The 20,593-nt window shown below is 71.8% G+C and carries 19 protein-coding genes; 14 read left to right on the plus strand and 5 right to left on the minus strand.

Features of this window, described 5'->3' with window-relative positions; translation table 11 throughout:
- The first annotated feature begins 156 nt into the window (after nt 1-156).
- The 3 genes from LJ657_RS28730 (at nt 157) to LJ657_RS28740 (ending at nt 1,913) form a co-directional block, all read left to right on the plus strand.
- Nucleotides 157-699: a sigma-70 family RNA polymerase sigma factor gene (locus tag LJ657_RS28730; protein ID WP_232651729.1), complete on the plus strand. Its 543-nt coding sequence runs from the start codon at nt 157-159 to the stop codon at nt 697-699.
- Entirely contained in the window at nt 696-1,517 is an 822-nt protein-coding gene (locus tag LJ657_RS28735; protein WP_232651730.1) for an anti-sigma factor, read from the plus strand. Before LJ657_RS28730 ends, LJ657_RS28735 begins: the two co-directional genes overlap by 4 nt.
- A gap of 126 nt (nt 1,518-1,643) precedes the next feature.
- Nucleotides 1,644-1,913, plus strand: a complete 270-nt coding sequence (locus LJ657_RS28740) for a hypothetical protein (protein ID WP_232651731.1) — start codon at nt 1,644-1,646, stop codon at nt 1,911-1,913.
- 212 nt (nt 1,914-2,125) lie between these two features.
- Here the strand turns inward: LJ657_RS28740 and LJ657_RS28745 are convergent, their stop codons facing one another.
- Together LJ657_RS28745 and LJ657_RS28750 are read right to left on the minus strand one after the other, a co-directional pair.
- Nucleotides 2,126-2,908, minus strand: coding sequence for an ABC transporter permease (locus LJ657_RS28745; protein WP_232651732.1), 783 nt, complete (start codon nt 2,906-2,908; stop codon nt 2,126-2,128).
- The gene (locus tag LJ657_RS28750) at nt 2,905-3,852 is read right to left on the minus strand and encodes an ATP-binding cassette domain-containing protein (RefSeq protein WP_232651733.1); all 948 of its coding nucleotides are present in this window, start codon (nt 3,850-3,852) and stop codon (nt 2,905-2,907) included. The genes LJ657_RS28745 and LJ657_RS28750 overlap by 4 nt, the downstream gene beginning before the upstream one ends.
- Nucleotides 3,853-3,915: 63 nt before the next feature.
- Between LJ657_RS28750 and LJ657_RS28755 the strand changes: the two genes are divergently transcribed.
- Nucleotides 3,916-4,629: a TetR/AcrR family transcriptional regulator gene (locus tag LJ657_RS28755; RefSeq protein ID WP_232651734.1), complete on the plus strand. Its 714-nt coding sequence runs from the start codon at nt 3,916-3,918 to the stop codon at nt 4,627-4,629.
- An 88-nt stretch (nt 4,630-4,717) separates the two neighbouring features.
- On the opposite strand, the gene LJ657_RS28760 is transcribed toward LJ657_RS28755, so the two are convergent.
- From LJ657_RS28760 to hmgA, 3 genes are read right to left on the minus strand one after another with little or no spacing between them, the layout of a single operon-like run.
- On the minus strand, nt 4,718-5,878 hold the full coding sequence (locus tag LJ657_RS28760; protein ID WP_232651735.1) for a type ISP restriction/modification enzyme: 1,161 nt from the start codon (nt 5,876-5,878) through the stop codon (nt 4,718-4,720).
- 40 nt (nt 5,879-5,918) lie between these two features.
- Nucleotides 5,919-6,668: a GntR family transcriptional regulator gene (locus tag LJ657_RS28765; protein WP_232651736.1), complete on the minus strand. Its 750-nt coding sequence runs from the start codon at nt 6,666-6,668 to the stop codon at nt 5,919-5,921.
- A gap of 27 nt (nt 6,669-6,695) precedes the next feature.
- On the minus strand, nt 6,696-8,012 hold the full coding sequence (gene hmgA, locus LJ657_RS28770) for a homogentisate 1,2-dioxygenase (RefSeq protein ID WP_232651737.1): 1,317 nt from the start codon (nt 8,010-8,012) through the stop codon (nt 6,696-6,698).
- A gap of 149 nt (nt 8,013-8,161) precedes the next feature.
- On the opposite strand from hmgA, the gene LJ657_RS28775 reads away from it, so the two are divergent.
- The 10 genes from LJ657_RS28775 (at nt 8,162) to LJ657_RS28820 (ending at nt 20,355) form a co-directional block, all read left to right on the plus strand.
- Nucleotides 8,162-8,767 (plus strand): hypothetical protein, encoded by a 606-nt coding sequence (locus LJ657_RS28775; protein WP_232651738.1) that lies wholly within the window; start codon nt 8,162-8,164, stop codon nt 8,765-8,767.
- Nucleotides 8,764-9,381, plus strand: coding sequence for a TetR/AcrR family transcriptional regulator (locus LJ657_RS28780; RefSeq protein WP_232651739.1), 618 nt, complete (start codon nt 8,764-8,766; stop codon nt 9,379-9,381). Before LJ657_RS28775 ends, LJ657_RS28780 begins: the two co-directional genes overlap by 4 nt.
- Nucleotides 9,382-9,508: 127 nt before the next feature.
- Nucleotides 9,509-11,761: a molybdopterin oxidoreductase family protein gene (locus LJ657_RS28785; protein WP_232651740.1), complete on the plus strand. Its 2,253-nt coding sequence runs from the start codon at nt 9,509-9,511 to the stop codon at nt 11,759-11,761.
- Nucleotides 11,762-11,894: 133 nt separating this feature from the next.
- Nucleotides 11,895-13,310, plus strand: a complete 1,416-nt coding sequence (locus tag LJ657_RS28790) for a CitMHS family transporter (RefSeq protein ID WP_232651741.1) — start codon at nt 11,895-11,897, stop codon at nt 13,308-13,310.
- 55 nt (nt 13,311-13,365) lie between these two features.
- Entirely contained in the window at nt 13,366-14,610 is a 1,245-nt protein-coding gene (locus tag LJ657_RS28795; RefSeq protein ID WP_232651742.1) for an MFS transporter, read from the plus strand.
- Between the two features lie 102 nt (nt 14,611-14,712).
- Entirely contained in the window at nt 14,713-15,357 is a 645-nt protein-coding gene (locus LJ657_RS28800) for a hypothetical protein (protein ID WP_232651743.1), read from the plus strand.
- A gap of 55 nt (nt 15,358-15,412) precedes the next feature.
- On the plus strand, nt 15,413-16,138 hold the full coding sequence (locus LJ657_RS28805; protein ID WP_232651744.1) for a class F sortase: 726 nt from the start codon (nt 15,413-15,415) through the stop codon (nt 16,136-16,138).
- A 215-nt stretch (nt 16,139-16,353) separates the two neighbouring features.
- A complete protein-coding gene (locus LJ657_RS28810; protein ID WP_232651745.1) occupies nt 16,354-17,676 on the plus strand; it encodes an ABC transporter ATP-binding protein in 1,323 nt (440 codons plus the stop codon).
- Between the two features lie 196 nt (nt 17,677-17,872).
- Nucleotides 17,873-19,261 carry an aldehyde dehydrogenase family protein gene (locus LJ657_RS28815; RefSeq protein WP_232651746.1) on the plus strand — a complete coding sequence of 463 codons (1,389 nt, stop codon included), beginning with the start codon at nt 17,873-17,875 and terminating at the stop codon, nt 19,259-19,261.
- 11 nt (nt 19,262-19,272) lie between these two features.
- Complete coding sequence (locus tag LJ657_RS28820; protein WP_232651747.1) at nt 19,273-20,355, plus strand: zinc-binding dehydrogenase; 1,083 nt, start codon at nt 19,273-19,275, stop codon at nt 20,353-20,355.
- Nucleotides 20,356-20,593: the final 238 nt, after the last annotated feature.

The following is a 20,593-nucleotide window of genomic DNA, read 5'->3' on the forward strand; positions in this document are numbered from 1 at the left end:
GAAGCTGTTTGAACGCGGATCCTGACGGATCGTCTTTGATCGGCCACCGACCCGCGTTTTGGGCGTGGCGATCCGTAACCCCATCCGGAGGTGCGTTCGTTGCGAATGCCTGGTGTGACGGGACGGGGCCCATGCGGGCGGGGAGAGGGGGACCGAGTGGAGGCCGACGAGCTTCTGGTACTCGTGGCAGGCGGCGACCAGAAGGCATTCGAGGAGCTGTACGGCCTGGTGTCCGGTCCGGTGTTCGGACTGGTCCGCCGGGTCGTACGCGACCCCGCGCAGTCGGAGGAGGTGGCCCAGGAGGTGCTGCTCGAACTCTGGCGGTCCGCCGCGCGGTTCGACCCCGGGCGCGGCAGCGCACTGTCCTGGATCCTCACCGTCGCCCACCGCCGCGCCGTCGACCGGGTGCGCAGCGCCCGCGCGGCCGTGGACCGTGAGCAGCGCGAGGCACGCCGGGCCCACCACCCCGCCTTCGACCAGGTCACGGAGGAGGTCGAGGCGGGCCTGGAACGCGAGTGGGTTCGCCGCTGCCTGGACCGCCTCAGCACGCTGCAGCGCCAGTCCGTCACCCTCGCCTACTACGACGGCTACACGTACCGTGAAGTGGCCGAGCGGCTCTCGCTGCCGCTGGGCACGGTCAAGACCCGGATGCGCGACGGACTCACCCAGCTGCGCAAGTGCCTGGGAGGTGTCGCATGAGTCTCCTCGCCCGACTGTTCCGCCGCGGGGATCTGCACTCGCTCGCGGCCCCCTACGCGCTCGACGCCCTGGGGCCCGGGGAGCGGGTCCGCTTCGAGCGGCACCTGAAGAACTGCGACCGCTGCGGTGCAGAGGTGCGCGCCCTGACCGAGGACGCCGTCCGCCTCGCCTGGTCCACGGCCGCCCCGCCGCCGGCCGCGATGCGCGACCGGGTGCTGGCCGCCGTACGCGCCACCCCGCAGGAGCCGGGGGTGTTCGCCCGGGAGCACACGCCCGTGCTGCCGCCGCACGTCTGGGGCACGCAGCCGCCGCCGGGACGCTCCCGTGCGCCGCGCGAGCGCCGCCCCTTCTTCGTGCCGTTCGCCACGGCGACGGCGGCCGCGGCCCTCGTCGTCGCCTCGCTCTTCGCCGTCCAGGCGAACCAGACCCAGGACAAGCTGGACGCCGAGCGCGCCCAGGCACGTGAGATCGCCCACGTTCTCGCAGCTCCCGACGCACGTGCGAGCACCCGCAGGGACACCCAGGGCCGAAGTATCGGAGCGGTCGCCTCCGCATCGGAGGGGCAGGCGGTCGTCACGCTCAGCGGATACGACGCCCTGCCCAGCGGACGCGTGCACCAGCTGTGGCTCATGCGCCCCGGTGCGCAACCACGCTCCCTCGGGCTCTTCGAGGGCGGCGACACGCCCTTGGTCGCGACCGACCTCAGCACATCGGCAACGTCACTCGCAGTGACCGTGGAGCCCGACGGTGGGTCACCGCAGCCCACCAGCCAGCCCATTGTCCAACTCGCCCTGAAATCGGTTGGATTCGGAGAGTAATCATGGAGGAGTCGTCAACACCCTTACGGGGAAGGTGAATCCTGTGACCGCGATACACGAGTGCCCCAAGGGAGCGATAGGGTTACCCTGCCCGGGCCGGGTGGACTCGTACGGGTGGGGAGTGACATGGAACAGATAACAATGCGCAGCAGGGCCAGGGTCCCTGCGATCACCTGCGGGAGCAGCGCGACCAGTTCGCGCCTCGACCGTCATCTCTCGGTGCTGGGCGGCCCCGCCGTCCCGCAGCGCGAGGCGGCCGAGGCGACCTCGCTGATGCGTGAGCTGACCGCGCGTGACACCCCACGTGAGCGCAGCGCCAGGGGCAACCGGATCAGCCGCGTGCTGCTCTTCGCGCCGCTGCGCCGACTGCGCCGTTCGCTGTTCGGCGGGCGCTGAGCGACACCGGCGCTCGTTCCGCAAGAGGCCGCGCCCGGGGCACCGCGTCGTCCGGCGCAGCGCTGCGATCCCGTCGTCCGTCATCCCCGCGGCATGCAGCGACATCCGGGCATACGCCCGGGCGTGGCCACGTCCTTCGATCCCTCGCCTCCGGTGCGTCCCACCCGCTCCGTACCCCGAGGCAACACCACCCACGTCACCGGCCGTTGAGGTCAGCGCTCCCCGTGCGCGTACCTCCGCACCGCCAGCGGCAGGAACACCCCGATCAGCACGGCGCACCACAGCAGTGACCCGGCGATCGGGTGCGCCACCGGCCAGGCGGCGTCCCCCGGCACCGGCGCGTTGCCGAAGAGGTCCCGCAGGGCCGTCGTCACCGCGCTGATCGGATTCCACTCGGCGACCGTGCGCAGCCGGCCCGGCAGGCCGTCGGTCGGGATGTAGGCGTTGGACAGCAGCGGCAGCACGAACGTCGAGGCGCCGAGCTGCCCGGCCGCATCCTCGCTCCGGGTGAGCAGTCCCAGGAAGATGCCGATCGAGGTGCACGCGAACCGGAACAGGAGCAGCAGCCCCACGGCGCCCACGGCCCGGGGCACGGACCCCTCGACCCGCCAGCCCGCCGCGAGGCCGACCAGGAGCAGTGGCACCGTCCCGATCGCCGTGACCACGAGATCGGCCACCGCCTGCCCGAGCGGTACGGCGGCCCGGCTCACCGGCATCGTCCGGAAGCGGTCCATCACACCGCGGTGCGAGTCGGCGGCAGCCTGGAACATACCGGTCATGAGCCCGCCCGCGGCCGTCGAGACCAGGAGTCCCGGCACCAGGAAGGACCGGTACTCGCGGCCGGGCATCGCGAGGGCGCTGCCGAAGACGTAGCCGAAGAACAGCAGCATGTTGATCGGCATGACCTGGGTGAGGATCGCCAGCCCGGGACTGTTGCGGACCCGCCGCAGCTGCCGGCCGACCATCGCGAGGCCGTCGTACGCCAACGTGCTCATGCTGCGGGCTCCTTGATGTCGGTGGTCAGCCGGATGAAGGCCTCGTCGAGCGTCGGCTGCCGCAGGCTCGCGTCGAGCAACGGCACGCCCGCCGCGTCGAGTTCGCGCACCAGGCGGGGCAGCGTGAGTGTCCGGTCCCTGGTGAGCGCGCCGAGGGCGTTGCGTTCGTGGTCGAACGACGGCTCGACGCCCGTGAGTTGATCGAGGACCCCCGCAGCCTTCACCATCACCTCCGCGTTCGTGACGACGACCTCGACGTGGACCCCGATGACCGCCTTGAACTGGGCCGGCGATCCCGTGTGCGTCACCCGCCCCCGGTCCACCAGGGCGATGTCGTCGGCGAGTTGGTCGGCCTCCTCCAGGTACTGCGTGGTCAGCAGCACCGTCGTACCGTCGGCCGTGAGCTCGCGCACGGCGTTCCAGATCAGATTGCGGCTGGCCGGGTCGAGGCCGGTCGTCGGCTCGTCCAGGAACAGCACCTCGGGCCGGCGGATCAGGCTCGCCGCCAGGTCCAGCCGGCGGCGCATTCCGCCGGAGTAGGTCGAGGCCGCCCGGCCGGCCGCCTCGGCCAGCGCGAACCGCTCCAGGAGCTCGTCGGCACGCTGCCCCGGCGCCCGCACCCGGTGCAGCCGCGCGAACAGCCGCAGGTTCTCCCGGCCCGTGAGGTCGCCGTCGACCGACGCGTACTGCCCCGTGACCCCGATCCTGCGCCGGACGGCCACGGGCTCCCGGACGAGGTCGTGCCCCGCGATCCGTGCCGAGCCGGCGTCCGGCCGCAGCAGCGTCGTCAGCAGTCGCACGGCCGTCGTCTTGCCCGCCCCGTTCGGCCCGAGGACACCGCAGACCGTGCCCTGGGCCACCGCGAGGTCCAGCCCGCGCACCGCGCGCACATCGCCGAATTTCTTCTCCAGACCTTCACTAAGTACAGCGTACGTAGAAGTCATGTCCCGACCATAGCCCACTACGTACGGTGTACGTAACTAGGATGGTGGTCGAGGTGATGATCGATGGCGGGCCGAGCGGCGGTACCCGAAGTGATCTGGGCGCGTCCCGAGCGGACGGGCCGGGGGCCGAGGCCTGCCTACACGCGGGCCGACATCGCGACGGCGGCGGTGAAGGTCGCCGACGAGGGCGGGCTGGACGCGGTGTCGATGCGGCACGTCGCGGCCGAGCTGGGCTGCGGGACCATGTCGCTGTACAACTACGTCCCCCGCAAGGAGGACCTGTACGAGCTGATGGTGGACGCGGTCGGCGGCGAGCACGAGCTGTGGGAGCCGTCGGGGGACTGGCGGGCCGACATGCGCCGGGTCGCCCAGCAGACGAGGGTGCTGATGCACCGGCATCCGTGGATGACGCGGCTGATGTCACCGGTGTACGGGTTCAGCCCGAACGCCCTGCGCTATCTGGAGCACTGTCTGGCCTGCCTGGATCCGCTCGACGCGCGCTACGGCATGAAGATGCAGCTTGTCGGGATGCTGAACGGGTGCGTGACGTCGTATGTGGCCACCGAGTTGGCCGCCGCCGAGCGGACGCGGTCGTTGCCGTGGTCGGCGGAGGAGGAGAGTGCGGTGCGGGTGGCCTATCTGGGGGGTGTCCTGGCCGGCGGGGCTTATCCGCGGATGGCTGCGGCGTTCACGGAGACCTCCGGGCCGATCGATCTTGACGGGGCTTTCGAGTCGATGCTGGAGCGGATGCTCGACGCCTTTGCGCAGCGGGGGTGAGGTTGTCCGCGACTGAGGGTCCGTTGTGGTTGACCGCGCCCACGCGGCGGAGCCGCAAACCGATACGGCCCCGCGCCCCTGAAGGCCGTCACAGCAACGCGAACTGGCCTTCTGGGCCCTCCTCGTGGTGGTCGAAGACCGAGGCTGGTTTGCGGGACGTTCCGGGCACGGGCAGGACGCCCGCCTTGCCCAGCTCGGCTGCTGTGATCGGAGCTGTCACGGTCAACTCTTCCTGCTGTGGCCGCAGTTCGGCCAACAAGGCCAGGACCGTGATCAGCTCCAGCAACTCCGACGTCCAGGTCTGCGGCCATGTCGGCGGACGGATCGCCGCCAGCGTTCCCGGCTCGGTCTCAGTCGTCCGCGTCGCGAACCACTGCTCCAGGACCCGGGTGCCGGACGCTTCGAAGTCCCAGGCCTCCGGTGGGACAGGGGAGATGCGGCCCTCGTCGAGCAGCAGGGTTTCCTCGTCGCGGTCGTAGGTGATCGTGAGGGGGTGGGACGGGAGCGGCGCGCGGACGTACGGGCGGCGGCCTCCCGGCAGCTTGGGGCGGGCGCCGTTGCGGCGTGTGAGCCAGAGGGCGCGGCTGCCCAACTCCACGCCGTGGGACCAGAGTTCGGCGTCCTCGGTGAGGGGCACCGTCAGGTCCGGGCGTACCGTCGCCACGGTCCAGGCGAGGAAGTCCAACGGGTCGGGGGAGTGGCCGAGACGGGCGCTCAGGTGGGCCAGCAGACCGGGGGCCAGGTTGGGTTCCGCGCCGCCCGGGCGCCGGTAGAGGGGGCGGATGCGGCCGGGGCGCAGGAGGGGGAGGCAGGACGTGGCGAGCAGGTGCGGGCCGGTGCTGTCCGTGGCCGTCTCGGCGACGAAGACCTGGTGTTCGTCCGCCACCCGCCACAGTTCGGGGCGGGCCGCGTCGATCAGGCGGTGGTCGGGGATCAGCCACTGTTCGTCGAACGGGGCGTTCAGGACGCGTACCGGCTCGGGGCAGGGGCCCGACGCGTGGATCAGTTTCTCCGTGCCGCTCGGCTGGCCCGGCAGCTGGCTGACCGCCGAGCGCAGCGTGCGGGAGCGGGTCGGCTCGAACAGGGCCTCACGGTCCGGTCCCCCGGCCTTCAGCAGGGCGTCCCAGCGGGCCTTCAGGGATGCGGCGTCGGGGCCCGTCGGCCACCCCCGGCCGAGCCGCGGCGGTGCGACGGACCACGGCATGAGGTCCGCGAGCAGCGGAGCGTCGTCGTGCGTCACGCTGGGCATCGTACGACGTGCCGCCGACAGGCAGTCGGGGTCGGTGACGTCATGTGGCGTCCAGCGTCACCGTGAAGGAGAAGCGGTCGCCGCGGTAGTGGATGACGGCCACGTCGAGGGCCCGTCCGTCCCCGTCATAGGTGACGCCCGTGTAGTGCAGGATCGGGCTCAGCAGCGGGACTTGGAGCAGACGGGCCGTCTCCGGGTCCGCCAGGCGGGCCTCCACGGTGTCCGTGATGCGGCTGATGTCCGCCAGGACGATGTCCCGCAGCACCTTGGTCATCGGCCGGTGCACCAGGTCGGCGGGGTCGAAGCGCTCGGCGAGTTCCGGGCGGACGTAGTTGCGGGCGTGGTTGGTCGGCTCGCCCGTCTTCTCGTCACTGCGCAGCCGGTGGTACGTGGCCACCTCGCCGGTCTGAGGGAAGTACTCGGCGAGTTCGGGCGGCACGGGCGCGTGGCCGTGGTCCAGCAGTTCCGTCACCATCCCGGACTGCTGGGCCACGATCGCGTCCACCGAGCCGAGCAGCCGCACGGGGGCGCCCCGCAGGGCGTCCGGCTCGATGAACGTGCCCCGGCGGCGGTGGCGGGTGATCAGGCCCTCGTCCTCCAGCTCCTTCAGCGCCTGCCGCATGGTCAGCACGCTCACCCCGTAGTGCCCCGCCAGCTGCTCCTCGGTGGGCAGCCGCAGCGGGTCCTGGGGCGAGCGGCCGAGTATCGAGGCGCGCAGGGACTGCGACACCTGGTACCAGAGCGGCAGCTTGCGGTTCAGGACGATCGAGTCCGGGGCGAAGGAGGTCACGGGCCTATCCGTACCGGTCGTACGCGATCAGTGCAACGGGCGGAAATGCCGCTCCATGCCCTGCCAGACGTCGTCGTAGCGCTGTTGCAGGTGCTCCGCGCCCGCCGCCTGCGGGGTGAGCGTCACCGGCCAGCGCGTCTCGAACATGAACGCAAGCCCGTCGTCCACCTTCTGCGGCTTCAGCTCGGCCGCGCTGGCCCGGTCGAACGTCTCCCGGTCCGGACCGTGCGCCGACATCATGTTGTGCAGCGAGCCGCCGCCCGGCACGAAGCCCTCCGCCTTCGCGTCGTAGGCGCCCTCGATCAGGCCCATGTACTCGCTCATCACGTTCCGGTGGAAGTACGGCGGCCGGAACGTGTCCTCGCCCACCAGCCAGCGCGGCGCGAAGACGACGAAGTCGACACCGGCCAGGCCCGGGGTGTCGGACGGGGACGTCAGCACCGTGAAGATCGACGGGTCGGGGTGGTCGTAGGAGATGGTGCCGATGACGTTGAAGCGGCGCAGGTCGTAGACGTAGGGGACGTGGTTGCCGTGCCAGGCGACCACGTCGAGCGGTGAGTGGTCGTAGACGGCCGTCCAGAGGTTGCCGCAGAACTTGTTCACCACCTCCACCGGTCCCTCGACGTCCTCGTATGCGGCGACGGGGGCCCGGAAGTCGCGGGCGTTGGCGAGGCCGTTGGCGCCGATCGGGCCGAGGTCGGGGAGGTGGAAGGGCGCCCCGTAGTTCTCGCACACATAACCGCGGGCGGAGGGATCCAGCAGCTCCACACGGAAGCGCACCCCACGAGGAACCAGCGCCACATGTCCCGGCTCCACATGCAGCAGCCCGAACTCCGTGCGCAGCAGGAGGCCGCCGCGCTCCGGGACGATCAGCAGCTCGCCGTCCGCGTCGCTGAAGACGCGCTCCATCGAGGAGTTGGCGTGATAGAGGTGCACGGCCACGCCGGTGCGCTGGGTGGCGTCACCGTTGCCGCCCAGGGTCCACAGGCCGGCCAGGAAGTCCGTCCCGGCCGGGGGCTCGGGCAGCGGGTTCCAGCGCAGGCGGTTCGGGTCGGGGACCGACTCGGTGAACGGGGCCGTACGGATCGAGCCGTTGTCCGTGCGCGTGAACCCCGGGTGCGCGGCCGACGGGCGGATGCGGTAGAGCCAGGAGCGGCGGTTGTGGGCCCGGGGCTCGGTGAACGCCGTACCGCTGAGCTGTTCCGCGTAGAGCCCGAGCGGAGCGCGCTGTGGCGCGTTGCGGCCCTCGGGCAGGGCGCCGGGCACGGCCTCGGAGCTGTGCTCGTTGCCGAAACCGGAGAGGTAGGTCAGCCCCTCGGCCGTCTTGCGCGCGTCCCCGCTCATCGTCGCTCCCTCGCGTCTGATTCCTATGCATCACCGTAGGATTGCGGTTTCGTGCGCGCAAGGGGGACCGGGATCTCCTCATCGGGGAGGAACGAGAACCAGACTCCAGGGGGATCCGGGGGCCGGACCGGTGTTCTAGTCTCCCGGGCATGTCGTGGACGCGGGGTCTCCCAGCCGCGCTCGCGGTCTGTGTCCTGCTGCTGACCGGATCCGTGAGCTGCGGCTCCAGTGATACGCACGAGGGGAAGAGCGGCGATTCGATATCGCCGGTGGGCAAGCTCCTGGACGACACGGACAAGGCGGGGCGGCACTACCGTGAGGTGAGGAAGAAGGGCGCGCCCGAGGTCGGCATCGAGGTGCAGCCGGACTCCGGCGCCACCTGGGACGTGTCTCTGACCGTCCGCAACTTCCGCTTCTCGCCCATCGGTACGAAGCCGCGGGCGGTGGCGGGCCGCGGTCTCGCGTACGTCTTCGTCGACGACCGCCTCGTGGCCCGGCTCCGCGGCCTCACCTGCCGTCTCCCGGCCAGGTTCGTGCCGCACGGCACACATCACGTCACCGCCCGGCTGTACGCCGACGACGGCACCGTGTGGGCGGTGCAGGGCCGGCCCGTGGAGAGCACGGCCGACATCACGGCGTCGGAGGCGGCGGGCGCGCCGGGTGCCACTCCGGGCGCGACCGCACTGGGTGCATCCGGCACCTATGTGCGTGCCGGGGGGCGAGGTTCACCGGAGCGCTCCGGAACGGCATCATGAAGCCTGTGCCCCACGCGACATCGCTACGCCGAGCCCCCGTGCAGCGACGCAGTGCCGAACGGCTGACCCGGATCCTCGACGCCTGCGCCGACCTCCTCGACGAGGTCGGCTATGACGCCCTGAGCACCCGGGCCGTGGCCCTGCGCGCAGGAGTCCCCATCGGCTCGGTCTACCGCTTCTTCGGCAACAAGCGGCAGATGGCCGACGCCCTCGCCCAGCGCAACCTCGAGCGTTTCACCGAGCAGGTCACCGAGCGGCTGAAGTCGGCCGGCGAGGGAGGCTGGCGCTCGGCCATGGACGCCGTCCTCGACGAGTACCTGGCCATGAAGCGCACCGCGCCCGGCTTCTCGCTCGTCGACTTCGGCAACCAGATCCCGGTCGGCGCCCGCAGCGCCGAACCCAACACCCGTGTCGCCGACCGCCTCACCGACCTGCTCTCCGGCTACCTCGGCCGGGAGCCGGACGACGATCTGCGCCGCGCCTTCCTGATCGCCGTGGAGACCGCTGACACCCTGGTCCACCTGGCCTTCCGGGTGGCCCCGGAGGGCGACGAGAAGATCATCGGGGAGGCGCGGGAGCTGCTGCGGGCGTATCTGGCGCGGGTCCTGGACTGAGATCCCGCAGGGCCGCGGCTCGCGGATTTCCGACCTCATCCCGGGAGAGGCCTCCCCTCCGTGCATACCGGTCGGTATGCTCGGCCGCACAGTACGAGCGTCATCGTCGCCGCCCCCGGGAGGACCCGTGTCCCGCACCGCCCTGCGAATCTGCCCCCTGTGCGAGGCCACCTGCGGGCTGACCCTCACCATCGAGGGCACCCGTGTCACCGGCGCCCGCGGTGACCGCGACGACGTGTTCAGCAAGGGGTTCATCTGCCCCAAGGGCGCCTCCTTCGGCGCCGTCGACGGCGACCCCGACCGGCTGCGCACCCCGCTCGTGCGCAAGGACGGCGAGCTGCGCGAGGCCACCTGGGAGGAGGCATTCGACGCGGTCGCCGCCGGTGTCCGCGCGGTCGTCGAGCGCCACGGCCCGAACGCCGTCGGTGTCGTCCTCGGCAACCCCAACGTGCACACCATGGCCGGCGCCCTCTATCCGCCGGTTCTGCTGGCCGGCCTCGGCACCCGCAGCGTCTTCACCGCGTCCACGGTCGACCAGATGCCCAAGCACGTCTCCAGCGGACTGCTCTACGGCGACGCGAACGCCATCCCTGTGCCGGACCTGGACCACACCGACCATCTCCTCCTCATCGGTGCCAACCCCCTGGAGTCCAACGGAAGTCTGTGCACGGCCGCCGACTTCCCCGGCAAGCTCAAGGCCCTCAAGGCCCGCGGCGGCACCCTCACCGTCATCGACCCGCGCCGCACCCGCACCGCCAAGCTCGCCGACCGGCACATCGCGATCCGCCCCGGTACCGACGCCCTCCTCCTCGCAGCGATGGCTCACGTCCTGTTCGAGGAGGGCCTCGCCGACCTCGGGGACCTGGCCCCGCACCTCCAGGGCCTCGACGAACTGCGCGAAGCGGTACGGGACTTCACCCCCGAAGCGGTCGCCGCGGCCTGCGACGTGGACGCCGACGTGACGCGCACCCTGGCCCGCGAACTCGCCGCCGCCCCCACCGCGGCCGTATACGGCCGCATCGGCAGCTGCACCGTCCCGCACGGCACCCTGGCCAGCTGGCTCGTCGACGTCCTCGACATCCTCACCGGCAACCTCGACCGCCCCGGCGGCGCCCTCTTCCCGCAGGCGGCCACCGACCGCACACCCCGCCCGGCCGGGCCGAGCCACGGCTTCACGCTCGGCCGCTGGCACTCAAGGGTCAGCCAACACCCCGAGGCCAAAGGCGAGTTGCCGCTCTCCGCGCTCGCCGAGGAGATCGACACCGCGACCGACGAGGGCGAGCCGATCCGTGCCCTCATCACCTCCGCCGCCAACCCCGTGCTCTCGGCGCCCGACGGAGACCGTCTCGACAAGGCCCTGGACTCCCTGGACTTCATGGTCAGCATCGACCCGTACCTCAACGAGACCACGCGCCACGCGACCGTCGTCCTGCCCCCGCCCCCGCCCTCGCAGAGCCCGCACCACGACTTCGCCTTCAACACCCTCGCCGTGCGCAACCAGGTCCGCTACACCCGTCCCGCCGTGCCCCTGGAGCCCGGCCGCCTGCCCGAGACCGAGATCTTCGCCCGGCTGATCCTGGCCGCCACCGGCATGCACGGCGCCGACCCGTCCGCGGTCGACGACCTCGTCATCGGCCAGACCCTTGGCAAGGCGGTGAAGGAGGCCCACTCGCCGGTCCACGGCCGCGACCCGAAGGAACTCGCCGGACTGCTCGCAGGCGAGACCGGCCCCGAGCGGCGGCTCGACATGATGCTGCGCCTCGGCCCCTACGGCGACGGCTTCGGCGTACGGCCGGACGGGCTGAGCCTGGCGCGGCTGCTCGCGCACCCGCACGGCATCGACCTCGGTCCGCTGGGGTCGCGTCTGCCGCAGCCGCTCAAGACCAGGAGCGGCAAGGTCGAGCTGCTGCCGCAGCCGATCGCGGACGATCTGCCGCGGCTGCGGGCGGCCCTGGACCGGCTCCCGGACGAACTCGTCCTCGTCGGCCGCCGGCACCTGCGCTCCAACAACAGCTGGATGCACAACGTCCCCGCCCTCACCGGCGGCAGCAACCGCTGCACCCTGCACATCCACCCCGAGGACGCCGAGCGGCTCGGCGTGCGGGACGGGGCGGCGGTACGGGTGAAGGGCGCCGGGGGAGAGGTGACCGCCCCCGCCGAGGTCACGGACGCGGTGCGGCCGGGCGTGGTGAGTCTGCCGCACGGCTGGGGTCACGACCGGCCCGGCACCCGGATGAGCCACGCCGCCACCGACCCGGGCGTCAACGTCAACCAGCTTCTCGACGGCAGCCTGCTCGACCCGCTGTCGGGGAACGCGGTCCTCAACGGAGTGCCGGTGGAAATCACCGCCGTGACCGAAAAGCTCAGCCCTGTGACCTGAGCAAAGCCGTGACCTGGGATTTTGCGCTTATTGCTCGCACGTCAACGTCTTGTTAACGCCGTTTGAACGGACCTAACGTCGTCGCACCGCCTGCCCGGTGGGATGTTCAAGGGCGAACGTTAGGTATCCATTCATGCTGACCATCCTCGGCTTCGCCATGATCGCGACCTTCCTGGTCCTGATCATGCTGAAGAAGATGTCGCCGATCGCGGCGCTCGTGCTGATCCCGGCACTGTTCTGCGTCTTCGTCGGTAAGGGCGCGAAGCTCGGCGACTACGTCATCGACGGCGTCACCAGCCTCGCGCCCACCGCGGCGATGCTCATGTTCGCGATCGTCTACTTCGGTGTGATGATCGACGTCGGCCTCTTCGACCCGATCGTTCGGGGGATCCTGAAGTTCTGCAAGGCCGACCCGCTCAGGATCGTCGTCGGTACGGCCCTCCTCGCCGCGATCGTGTCGCTCGACGGCGACGGCTCGACCACCTTCATGATCACCGTCTCGGCGATGTACCCGCTGTACAAGCGCCTGAAGATGAGCCTGGTCGTGATGACCGGTGTCGCCGCCATGGCCAACGGCGTGATGAACACCCTGCCGTGGGGCGGCCCGACCGCCCGCGCCGCCACCGCGCTGAAGCTCGACGCGAGCGACATCTTCGTCCCGATGATCCCGGCGCTCGCCATGGGCCTGCTCTTCGTCTTCGCCCTCGCGTACGTCCTCGGCCGCCGCGAGCGCAAGCGGCTCGGTGTGCTGACACTGGACGAGGTGCTGGTCGAGGAGAAGGAGACCGAGACGGTCCTCGTGGGCTCCGGCACCGGCGCCGGTTCGGGCAAGGGCGCCCAGCGCACCGGCGGCTCCGGCTCCGGGACCGACGCGGACCTCCCCGAGGGCGAGGACGAGGACGAGGGCCTCCAGGGCCTCGACCCGAACCGGCCCACCCTGCGCCCCAAGCTGTACTGGTTCAACGCGCTGCTCACGGTGGCCCTGCTCACCGCCATGATCATGGAGTGGCTGCCGATCCCGGTGCTGTTCCTGCTCGGTGCGGCCCTGGCTCTCACCGTCAACTTCCCCCACATGCCCGACCAGAAGGCCCGGCTCGGCGCCCACGCGGAGAACGTCCTCAACGTCTCCGGCATGGTCTTCGCCGCCGCCGTCTTCACCGGCGTCCTCCAGGGCACCGGCATGGTGGGCAGCATGGCCAAGTGGCTGGTGGACAACATCCCGGACGGGATGGGCCCGCACATGGCCTTCGTCACCGGCATCCTGAGCATCCCGCTCACGTACTTCATGTCGAACGACGGCTTCTACTTCGGCATCCTCCCGGTGCTCGCCGAGGCCGGCCAGGCCCACGGCGTCTCCTCCCTGGAGATCGCTCGCGCCTCCCTCATCGGCCAGCCGCTGCACATGTCGAGCCCCCTCGTCCCGGCCGTCTACGTCCTGGTCGGCATGGCCAAGGTGGAGTTCGGCGACCACACCAGGTTCGTGGTCAAGTGGGCCGCGCTCACATCACTCGTGGTCCTCGGGGCAGGGATCCTCTTCGGCATCATCTGACCTTCCGGACAAGGGAATCCAGCTTCCGGTCAGAGCAATTCAGGAGGATCCGTACATGGGGCCCGGTAGGAACCGCGGCTGGCTGCTCCGCCTCGTCATCGCCTTCGGCTTCGCGCAGGGGGCGGTGTCGATGGCCCGGCCCGCCGTCTCCTACCGGGCCCTCGCACTGGGCGCCGACGAGCGGGCGGTCGGCGTCATCGCGGGCGTGTACGCGCTGTTGCCGCTCTTCGCCGCGGTGCCGCTGGGCCGCCGCACCGACCACGGCCGCTGCGCGCCCCTGCTGCCGGTCGGTGTCGTCCTGATAGCGGGCGGCTGCGCGCTGAGCGGGCTCGCCGGCTCCCTCTGGGCGATGGCGGTCTGGAGCGGGGTGATGGGCCTCGGCCACCTCTGCTTCGTGATCGGCGCCCAGTCGCTGGTCGCCCGCCAGTCCGCCCCGCACGAACAGGACCGCAACTTCGGCCACTTCACCATCGGCGCCTCGCTCGGCCAGCTGGTCGGCCCGATCGCGGCGGGCGCGCTGATCGGCGGCCCGGACATGGCGGGCACCAGCGCGCTGGCCCTGCTGGTGGCGGGTGCGGGAGCCGCGGTCGCGTTCACCTCGCTGTGGCGCATCGAGGACCGTACGGCGGTCAAGTCCCGCACCGAACAAGGCGGCCGCGTCGCGGTCGGCAGCATCCTGCGGGCCCGGGGCGTCCCGGCCGGCATGCTCATCAGCCTCTCGGTGCTGTCGGCCACCGACATCCTCACCGCCTATCTGCCGGTGGTCGGCGAACACCGGGGCATCGCGCCGTCCGTGGTCGGTGTGCTGCTCAGTCTGCGCGCGGGGGCCACCATCGGCTGCCGCCTCGTGCTCACCCCGCTGCTGCGGCTGCTCGGGCGGCCGGTGCTGCTCACCGTGACCTGTCTGCTGGCGGCCGTGCTGTGCGCCGGGATCGCGCTGCCGATGCCGGTGTGGGCGCTCGGCGCGGTGCTGGCCGCCCTCGGGTTCTGCCTCGGTGTCGGCCAGCCGCTGTCCATGACGACCGTCGTGCAGGCGGCCCCGGACGGCGCCCGTTCCACGGCCCTCGCCCTGCGCCTGACCGGCAACCGTCTCGGCCAGGTCGCCGCGCCGGCCGCCGCGGGTCTGGTCGCGGGGGTCGCGGGCGTGGCGGCGCCCTTCGTGATGCTCGGGGCTCTGCTGCTGTTCTCCGCGGGCAGCGCCGTGCGGGCGCCGGCCGCTCCGGGCGGCGGTCAGGTGGCCGGGGCCGCCGCGGGCGGGCGCCCGGCGGGCACTCCGTTGCGCCGGTCGAGGGATATCTGACGGCGAGTCGGGTGGTGCTGCCGCAACACGCCGGGCGGATGTGAAAGAGAGTCAGATGAAAGAGCGATTTGTATGAAAATCGTCTGACTCGGAGGAACGTCCATGCCCACCTTGCTGCCCCCGTCCGCAGGCGCCCGTCTGGGAGCCGCGGCCCTCACCGTACTCACCGCGGCCGGGGCCTCCTGGTCCGCGACGTCCGCCGCCTTGGCCGCCCCCGGTGACGGTGCCGACATCAGGATCCACAGCGAGCGAGTGCCCTACGGCGTCTCGAAGGACGACCCCCTGGTCTGCCGGTTCTACCTCGACGCCGCGAACTTCGGCGACCTGACGTCCGTCTCCTACACCATCACGGCTCAGCCCCCGCTGCCCACCGCGGCCACCGTGAGTGGCACGATCTCCCTCGCCGGCGGTGCCGGGCACACCGACATCCTGGGGCTGGCCGACGGCAGATACACCCTCCAGTGGATCATTCCGCCGACCGTGCCGCCCACGCCGCCCGTCGCGCCCAAGGAGAAGGTCTTCTCCGTCGACTGCCACGGCAGGCACGACCGCGGGCAGGCCGGCCCGAGCCACACGATCGAGGACCACGGGCCGAAGGGCGGCGTCCACGCCGGCGGCGGCGGCCTCGTCGACACCGTGCAGGCATACACCCCGCTGAGCGCCGCCGCGGGCGTCGGACTGGTCGCCATCGGCGGAGCGGTGTACGTCCGGACGCTGCTGCGCCGCCGCTCGCACGGTGCCGAGTAGGACCTGTACGGCGCCCCCCTCCGGGGGAGTGCGGCCCAGGCCCCGCGACGCCGGCGTGATCCGCCGGGCAGGTCCGCGGCGCAGACGCAGGCCCTGGTACCGGACCCGCGCCTACCGCCTCACCAGGACGGCCGTGATCGTGGCCGTCCTGGTGACGGTGTTCCGGTACGGGGGGCATCACCACCACCCGGCCGAGACCGTCCGGGCCGGGGGCCCGGCGCCCGTCGAGGCGCCTGCCGAACCGGTCCCCGGCCCCGCCGATGGGCGCCCCCGGGCCTCCGAGCCGGCCGCGCGCGCCGAACCCGCCCGACCGCCCCGGCCACTGCCCCGCTCGCCGGCGACCACCTTGCGCGTACCGTCCCTGGGCATCGACGCGCCGGTCATCGGGGTGCGGGTCGGCGCCGACCGGCAGCTGGAGACCCCGCCGCTCGACAAGCCCAGGCTCGTCGGCTGGTACCAGGACGGCCCCGCACCGGGCGAGACCGGCACCGCCATCGCCGTCGGCCACCGCGACACGAGGACCGGCGCCGCGGTCTTCGCCGCCCTCGCGCAGGTGCGCCCCGGCGGCCGGATCGAGGTCCGTCGCGCCGACGGCCGCACCGCCGTCTACACCGTCGACCGCGTACGGATCTTCGACAAGGACCGCTTCCCCGACAAGGAGGTGTACGGACCGAGCTCGCGCCCCGAGCTGCGGGTGCTGACCTGCGGCGGCCTGTTCACCCGCAGGACCGGCTACTCCAGCAACGTGGTCGTGTTCGCCCATCTGACGGCGACCCGCTGACGCCCGCCGGAAGCGGCGCGTACCCGTACCGCCCCCGCCGGATCGCCGCTTCGGCTTTCTCACTGGGCGGAACGAAGGACCCGATTCCGTCATGAGTCTTCCCCCGGACGCGTACGGTCCGTTAACTTCCGTGACCCACAGCCCGTGCGTCCCGCGCGGGCCGTTTCGACCGCGGAGCCTCAGGACTCGCTCAGTACGCCCCCGGGGGCAGTGCCATGACACGCGCCATCTCTCTGCACGACGTGAGCAAGACCTATACGCGAGGTGTTCGCGTGGTGGACCGGCTGTCGCTGGACATCCGCCCCGGCGAATTCCTCGTGCTGCTCGGCCCGTCCGGCTGCGGCAAGTCCACCGTCCTCAGAATGATCGCCGGGCTGGAGGAGATCACCGAGGGCCGGCTGCTGCTGGACGGCGAGCACTCCAACGACCTGCTCCCGTCCGAGCGGAACATGGCGATGGTGTTCCAGAACTTCGCCCTGTACCCGAACATGACCAGCCGCGGCAACATCGGCTTCCCGCTGCGCGTCGAGCACCCCGGTGAGGACCCGCGCCCGCGCGTGGACGCCACCGCCCGCATGCTCGGCATCGAGGACCTCCTCGACCGCTTCCCCAGCCAGCTCTCCGGCGGCGAACGCCAGCGTGTCGCCATGGGCCGCGCCATCGCCCGCCATCCCTCCGCCTTCCTCATGGACGAGCCGCTGTCCAACCTCGACGCCAAGCTCCGCAACCACCTGCGGGCCGAGATCTCCAAGCTCACCCGGGAGTTGGGCGTCACCACGGTCTACGTCACCCACGACCAGGCCGAGGCCATGTCGCTCGGCGACCGGGTCGCCGTCCTGCGCGGCGGGGTGCTCCAGCAGCTGGACAGCCCGCGCATGGTGTACGCGCTGCCCCGCAACGTCTTCGTCGCCGCCTTCATCGGCACCCCGCGCATCAACCTGCTGCGCGGCCTGGTCCGCGCCCCGCTGGACGGCGCGATGACCATCAGCCTCGGCAAGCAGTTCCTGCGGCTGCCCGAACCGCTGTCCCTTGACCACCAGTTGCTGCGGGTGCAGCAGGGCCGCGAGGTGATCGTCGGGCTGCGCTCGGAGGCCATCCGTATCGCCAAGCACTCCTCCGCCCGCCCCGGCGAGGTGGCGCTGACCGGTCTCGTGGAGCACGTGGAGTTCCAGGGTCACGAGATCCTCGTCCACTTCAACACCGGCTCCCAGCCCGCCGTCGTACCGGACCTGGAGGCCCCGCGCCCCGCCTCCCGCCCGCCCCGGCGCCGGGGCGGCCCGACCGTCCTGGAGCGCCTCCGGGACCGGGCGGGCGCCCTGCGGGCCGGACCGGTGGTGGTCATGGACGACCCGGCGGTCCCCACGTTCACCGAGGCCCGCCTGCCGGGCGACCTGGTAGTGCGCACCACCCCCGACATCGAACTCCGCCACGGCATGCAGGTGCCGCTCCTCGTCGACATCGCGCATCTGTTCGTCTTCGACCAGCACGGCGAGCGCATCTGTCCGGCGCCGGCCCGGCTGCCCGATCTGGAGAACTGAGGCTCCCTAGGGGGTGTCGCGTCGGGTTGTCCGGAGTCTGCGGCGTCGTCGTGGCCGGCCGCGCGGTTCCCCGCGCCCCCTTCAGGGGGCGCTGCTCTACCGGGGGGCCCTGGCACCAGAAAACTATCGCCGCTAGTTTGTGTTCCTGTCGGTAGGTTTTGACGCGGACGACGCACCCCGCCCCCGGAGGAGCACCATGAAGGCACACGACGGCCTGTACATCGACGGCGCCTGGCGGCCCGCCGCAGGTCAGGACGTGATCGATGTCGTGAATCCCGTCGACGAGCAGGTGATCGGCCAGGTCCCCGCGGGGACGGCCGTGGACGTGGACACCGCCGTACGGGCCGCCCGCGCCGCCTTCCCGGCCTGGGCCGCGACCCCGCCCGCTGAGCGGGCCGCCCGGCTGGCAGCCCTGAGGGACGTCCTCGTGGCCCGCAAGGACGAGATCGCCGAGACGGTCACCGCCGAGCTCGGCTCGCCGCTGCAGTTCTCGCAGAACGTCCACGCGGCCGTGCCGATCGCGGTCGCGGGCTCGTACGCCGAGCTGGCGGCGACGTACGCCTTCGAGGAGAAGGCCGGGAACTCGACCGTCTACCTGGAACCGGTCGGCGTGGTCGGCGCGATCACCCCCTGGAACTACCCCCTGCACCAGATCGTCGCCAAGGTCGCCCCGGCGCTCGCCGCGGGCTGTGCGGTGGTCCTGAAGCCCGCCGAGGACACCCCGCTCACCGCCCAGCTCTTCGCCGAGGCGGTCCACGAGGCAGGCCTCCCCGCGGGCGTCTTCAACCTCGTCACCGGCCTCGGCCCGGTCGCGGGCCAGGCCCTCGCCGAGCACCCGGGCGTCGACCTGGTCTCCTTCACCGGTTCCACGGCCGTCGGCCGGCAGATCGGCGCTACGGCGGGCGCCGCGATCAAGAAGGTCGCCCTGGAACTCGGCGGCAAGTCCGCCAACGTCATCCTGCCGAGCGCAGATCTCGCCAAGGCGGTCAACGTCGGCGTCGCCAACGTCATGTCCAACTCCGGCCAGACGTGCAGCGCCTGGACCCGCATGCTCGTCCACCGGGACCAGTACGAGGAGGCGGTCGGGCTCGCGGCCACCGCCGCCGCCAAGTACGGCGACCGCATCGGCCCGGTGGTCAACGCCAAGCAGCGGGCGCGGGTGCTCGGTTACATCGACAAGGGCCTGGCGGAGGGGGCGCGGCTGGTCGCCGGCGGCACCGAATCCCCGCGTGAGCAGGGCTACTTCATCTCCCCCACGGTCTTCGCCGACGTCACCCCCGAGATGACGATCGCCCAGGAGGAGATCTTCGGCCCGGTCCTGGCCATCCTCCGCTACGAGGACGAGGAGGACGCCCTGCGCATCGCCAACGGCACGGTCTACGGCCTCGCGGGCGCCGTCTGGGCGGGCGACGAGACGGAGGCGGTCGCCTTCGCCCGCCGCCTGGAGACCGGACAGGTCGACATCAACGGCGGCCGCTTCAACCCCCTTGCCCCCTTCGGCGGTTACAAGCAGTCGGGCGTCGGCCGGGAACTCGGCACGCACGGCCTGTCCGAGTACCTCCAGACCAAGTCCCTGCAGTTCTGAGGAGCGTTTCCATGGTTCGCGCAGCAGTCCTTCCCGCCGTGGGCGCCCCGCTGGAGATCACCGGCATCGACCTCCCGGACCCCGGCCCCGGCCAGGTCCGCGTGCGTCTCGCCGCCGCCGGGGTGTGCCACTCCGACCTGTCCCTGTCCAACGGCACCATGCGGGTGCCCGTCCCCGCCGTCCTCGGCCACGAGGGCGCCGGCACGGTCGTCGCCGTCGGCGAAGGTGTCACACACGTCTCACCGGGCGCCGAGGTCGTCCTCAACTGGGCGCCGTCCTGCGGCAGTTGTCACGCCTGCGCGCTCGGCGAGGTGTGGCTGTGCGCCAACGCCCTGAACGGCGCCGCGGACGTGTACGCCCACCGCTCCTCCGACGGCTCCGACCTCCACCCCGGCCTGAACGTCGCCGCGTTCGCCGAGGAGACGGTCGTCCCGGCGGGCTGCGTCCTGCCCCTCCCGGAGGGGATCCCCGTCACGGACGCGGCCCTCCTGGGCTGCGCGGTCCTCACCGGCTACGGCGCCGTCCACCACTCGGCGCAGGTCCGGGAGGGCGAGACGGTGGCGGTGTACGGCGTCGGGGGAGTGGGCCTGGCGGCGCTCCAGGCGGCCCGGATCGCGGGCGCCGCACGCATCGTCGCCGTGGACGTCTCCCCGGAGAAGGAGGAGCTGGCGCGCGGCGCGGGCGCCACGGACTACGTCCTCGCCTCCGACACGACAGCGCGGGAAATCCGCGGCCTGACGGACAAACAAGGCGTCGACGTGGCGATCGAATGCGTGGGCCGCGCGTCGACGATCCGCACCGCCTGGGACTCCACCCGCCGCGGCGGCCGCACGACGGTGGTCGGCATCGGCGGCAAGGACCAGCAGGTCACCTTCAACGCCCTGGAGATCTTCCACTGGGGCAGGACCCTGGCGGGCTGCGTGTACGGCAACTCCGACCCGGCGAAGGACCTCCCGGTCCTGGCCGAGCACGTACGGGCGGGCCGCCTGGACCTGGGCGCACTGGTCACGGAACGAATCGGCCTGGAGGGCATTCCGGCGGCGTTCGAGAACATGCTCGCGGGCAAGGGCGGACGGGCACTGGTGGTCTTCTGATCTGTCCGCCGGGATTTTCATCCCGTCCGGCGGGATTTCCATCCCATCGGGCGGGATTTCCAGCCTGTCCGGCGGTGGAGTTCTTCAGCCCGACCAGCGTTTGAGGACGAGGCCGTTCAGGCCGACCGGAGGTCAGGGGGCGGAGCCCCCAGATGCTCCGTACAACCACCGTGCACACCCGTTGACCCCATACCGTCCGGTCAGCCCGTTCCCTGGAACGTCCCCACCGCACCCACCG

Source organism: Streptomyces guryensis, assembly GCF_021261325.1.
Classification (GTDB): Bacteria; Actinomycetota; Actinomycetes; order Streptomycetales; family Streptomycetaceae; genus Streptomyces; species Streptomyces guryensis.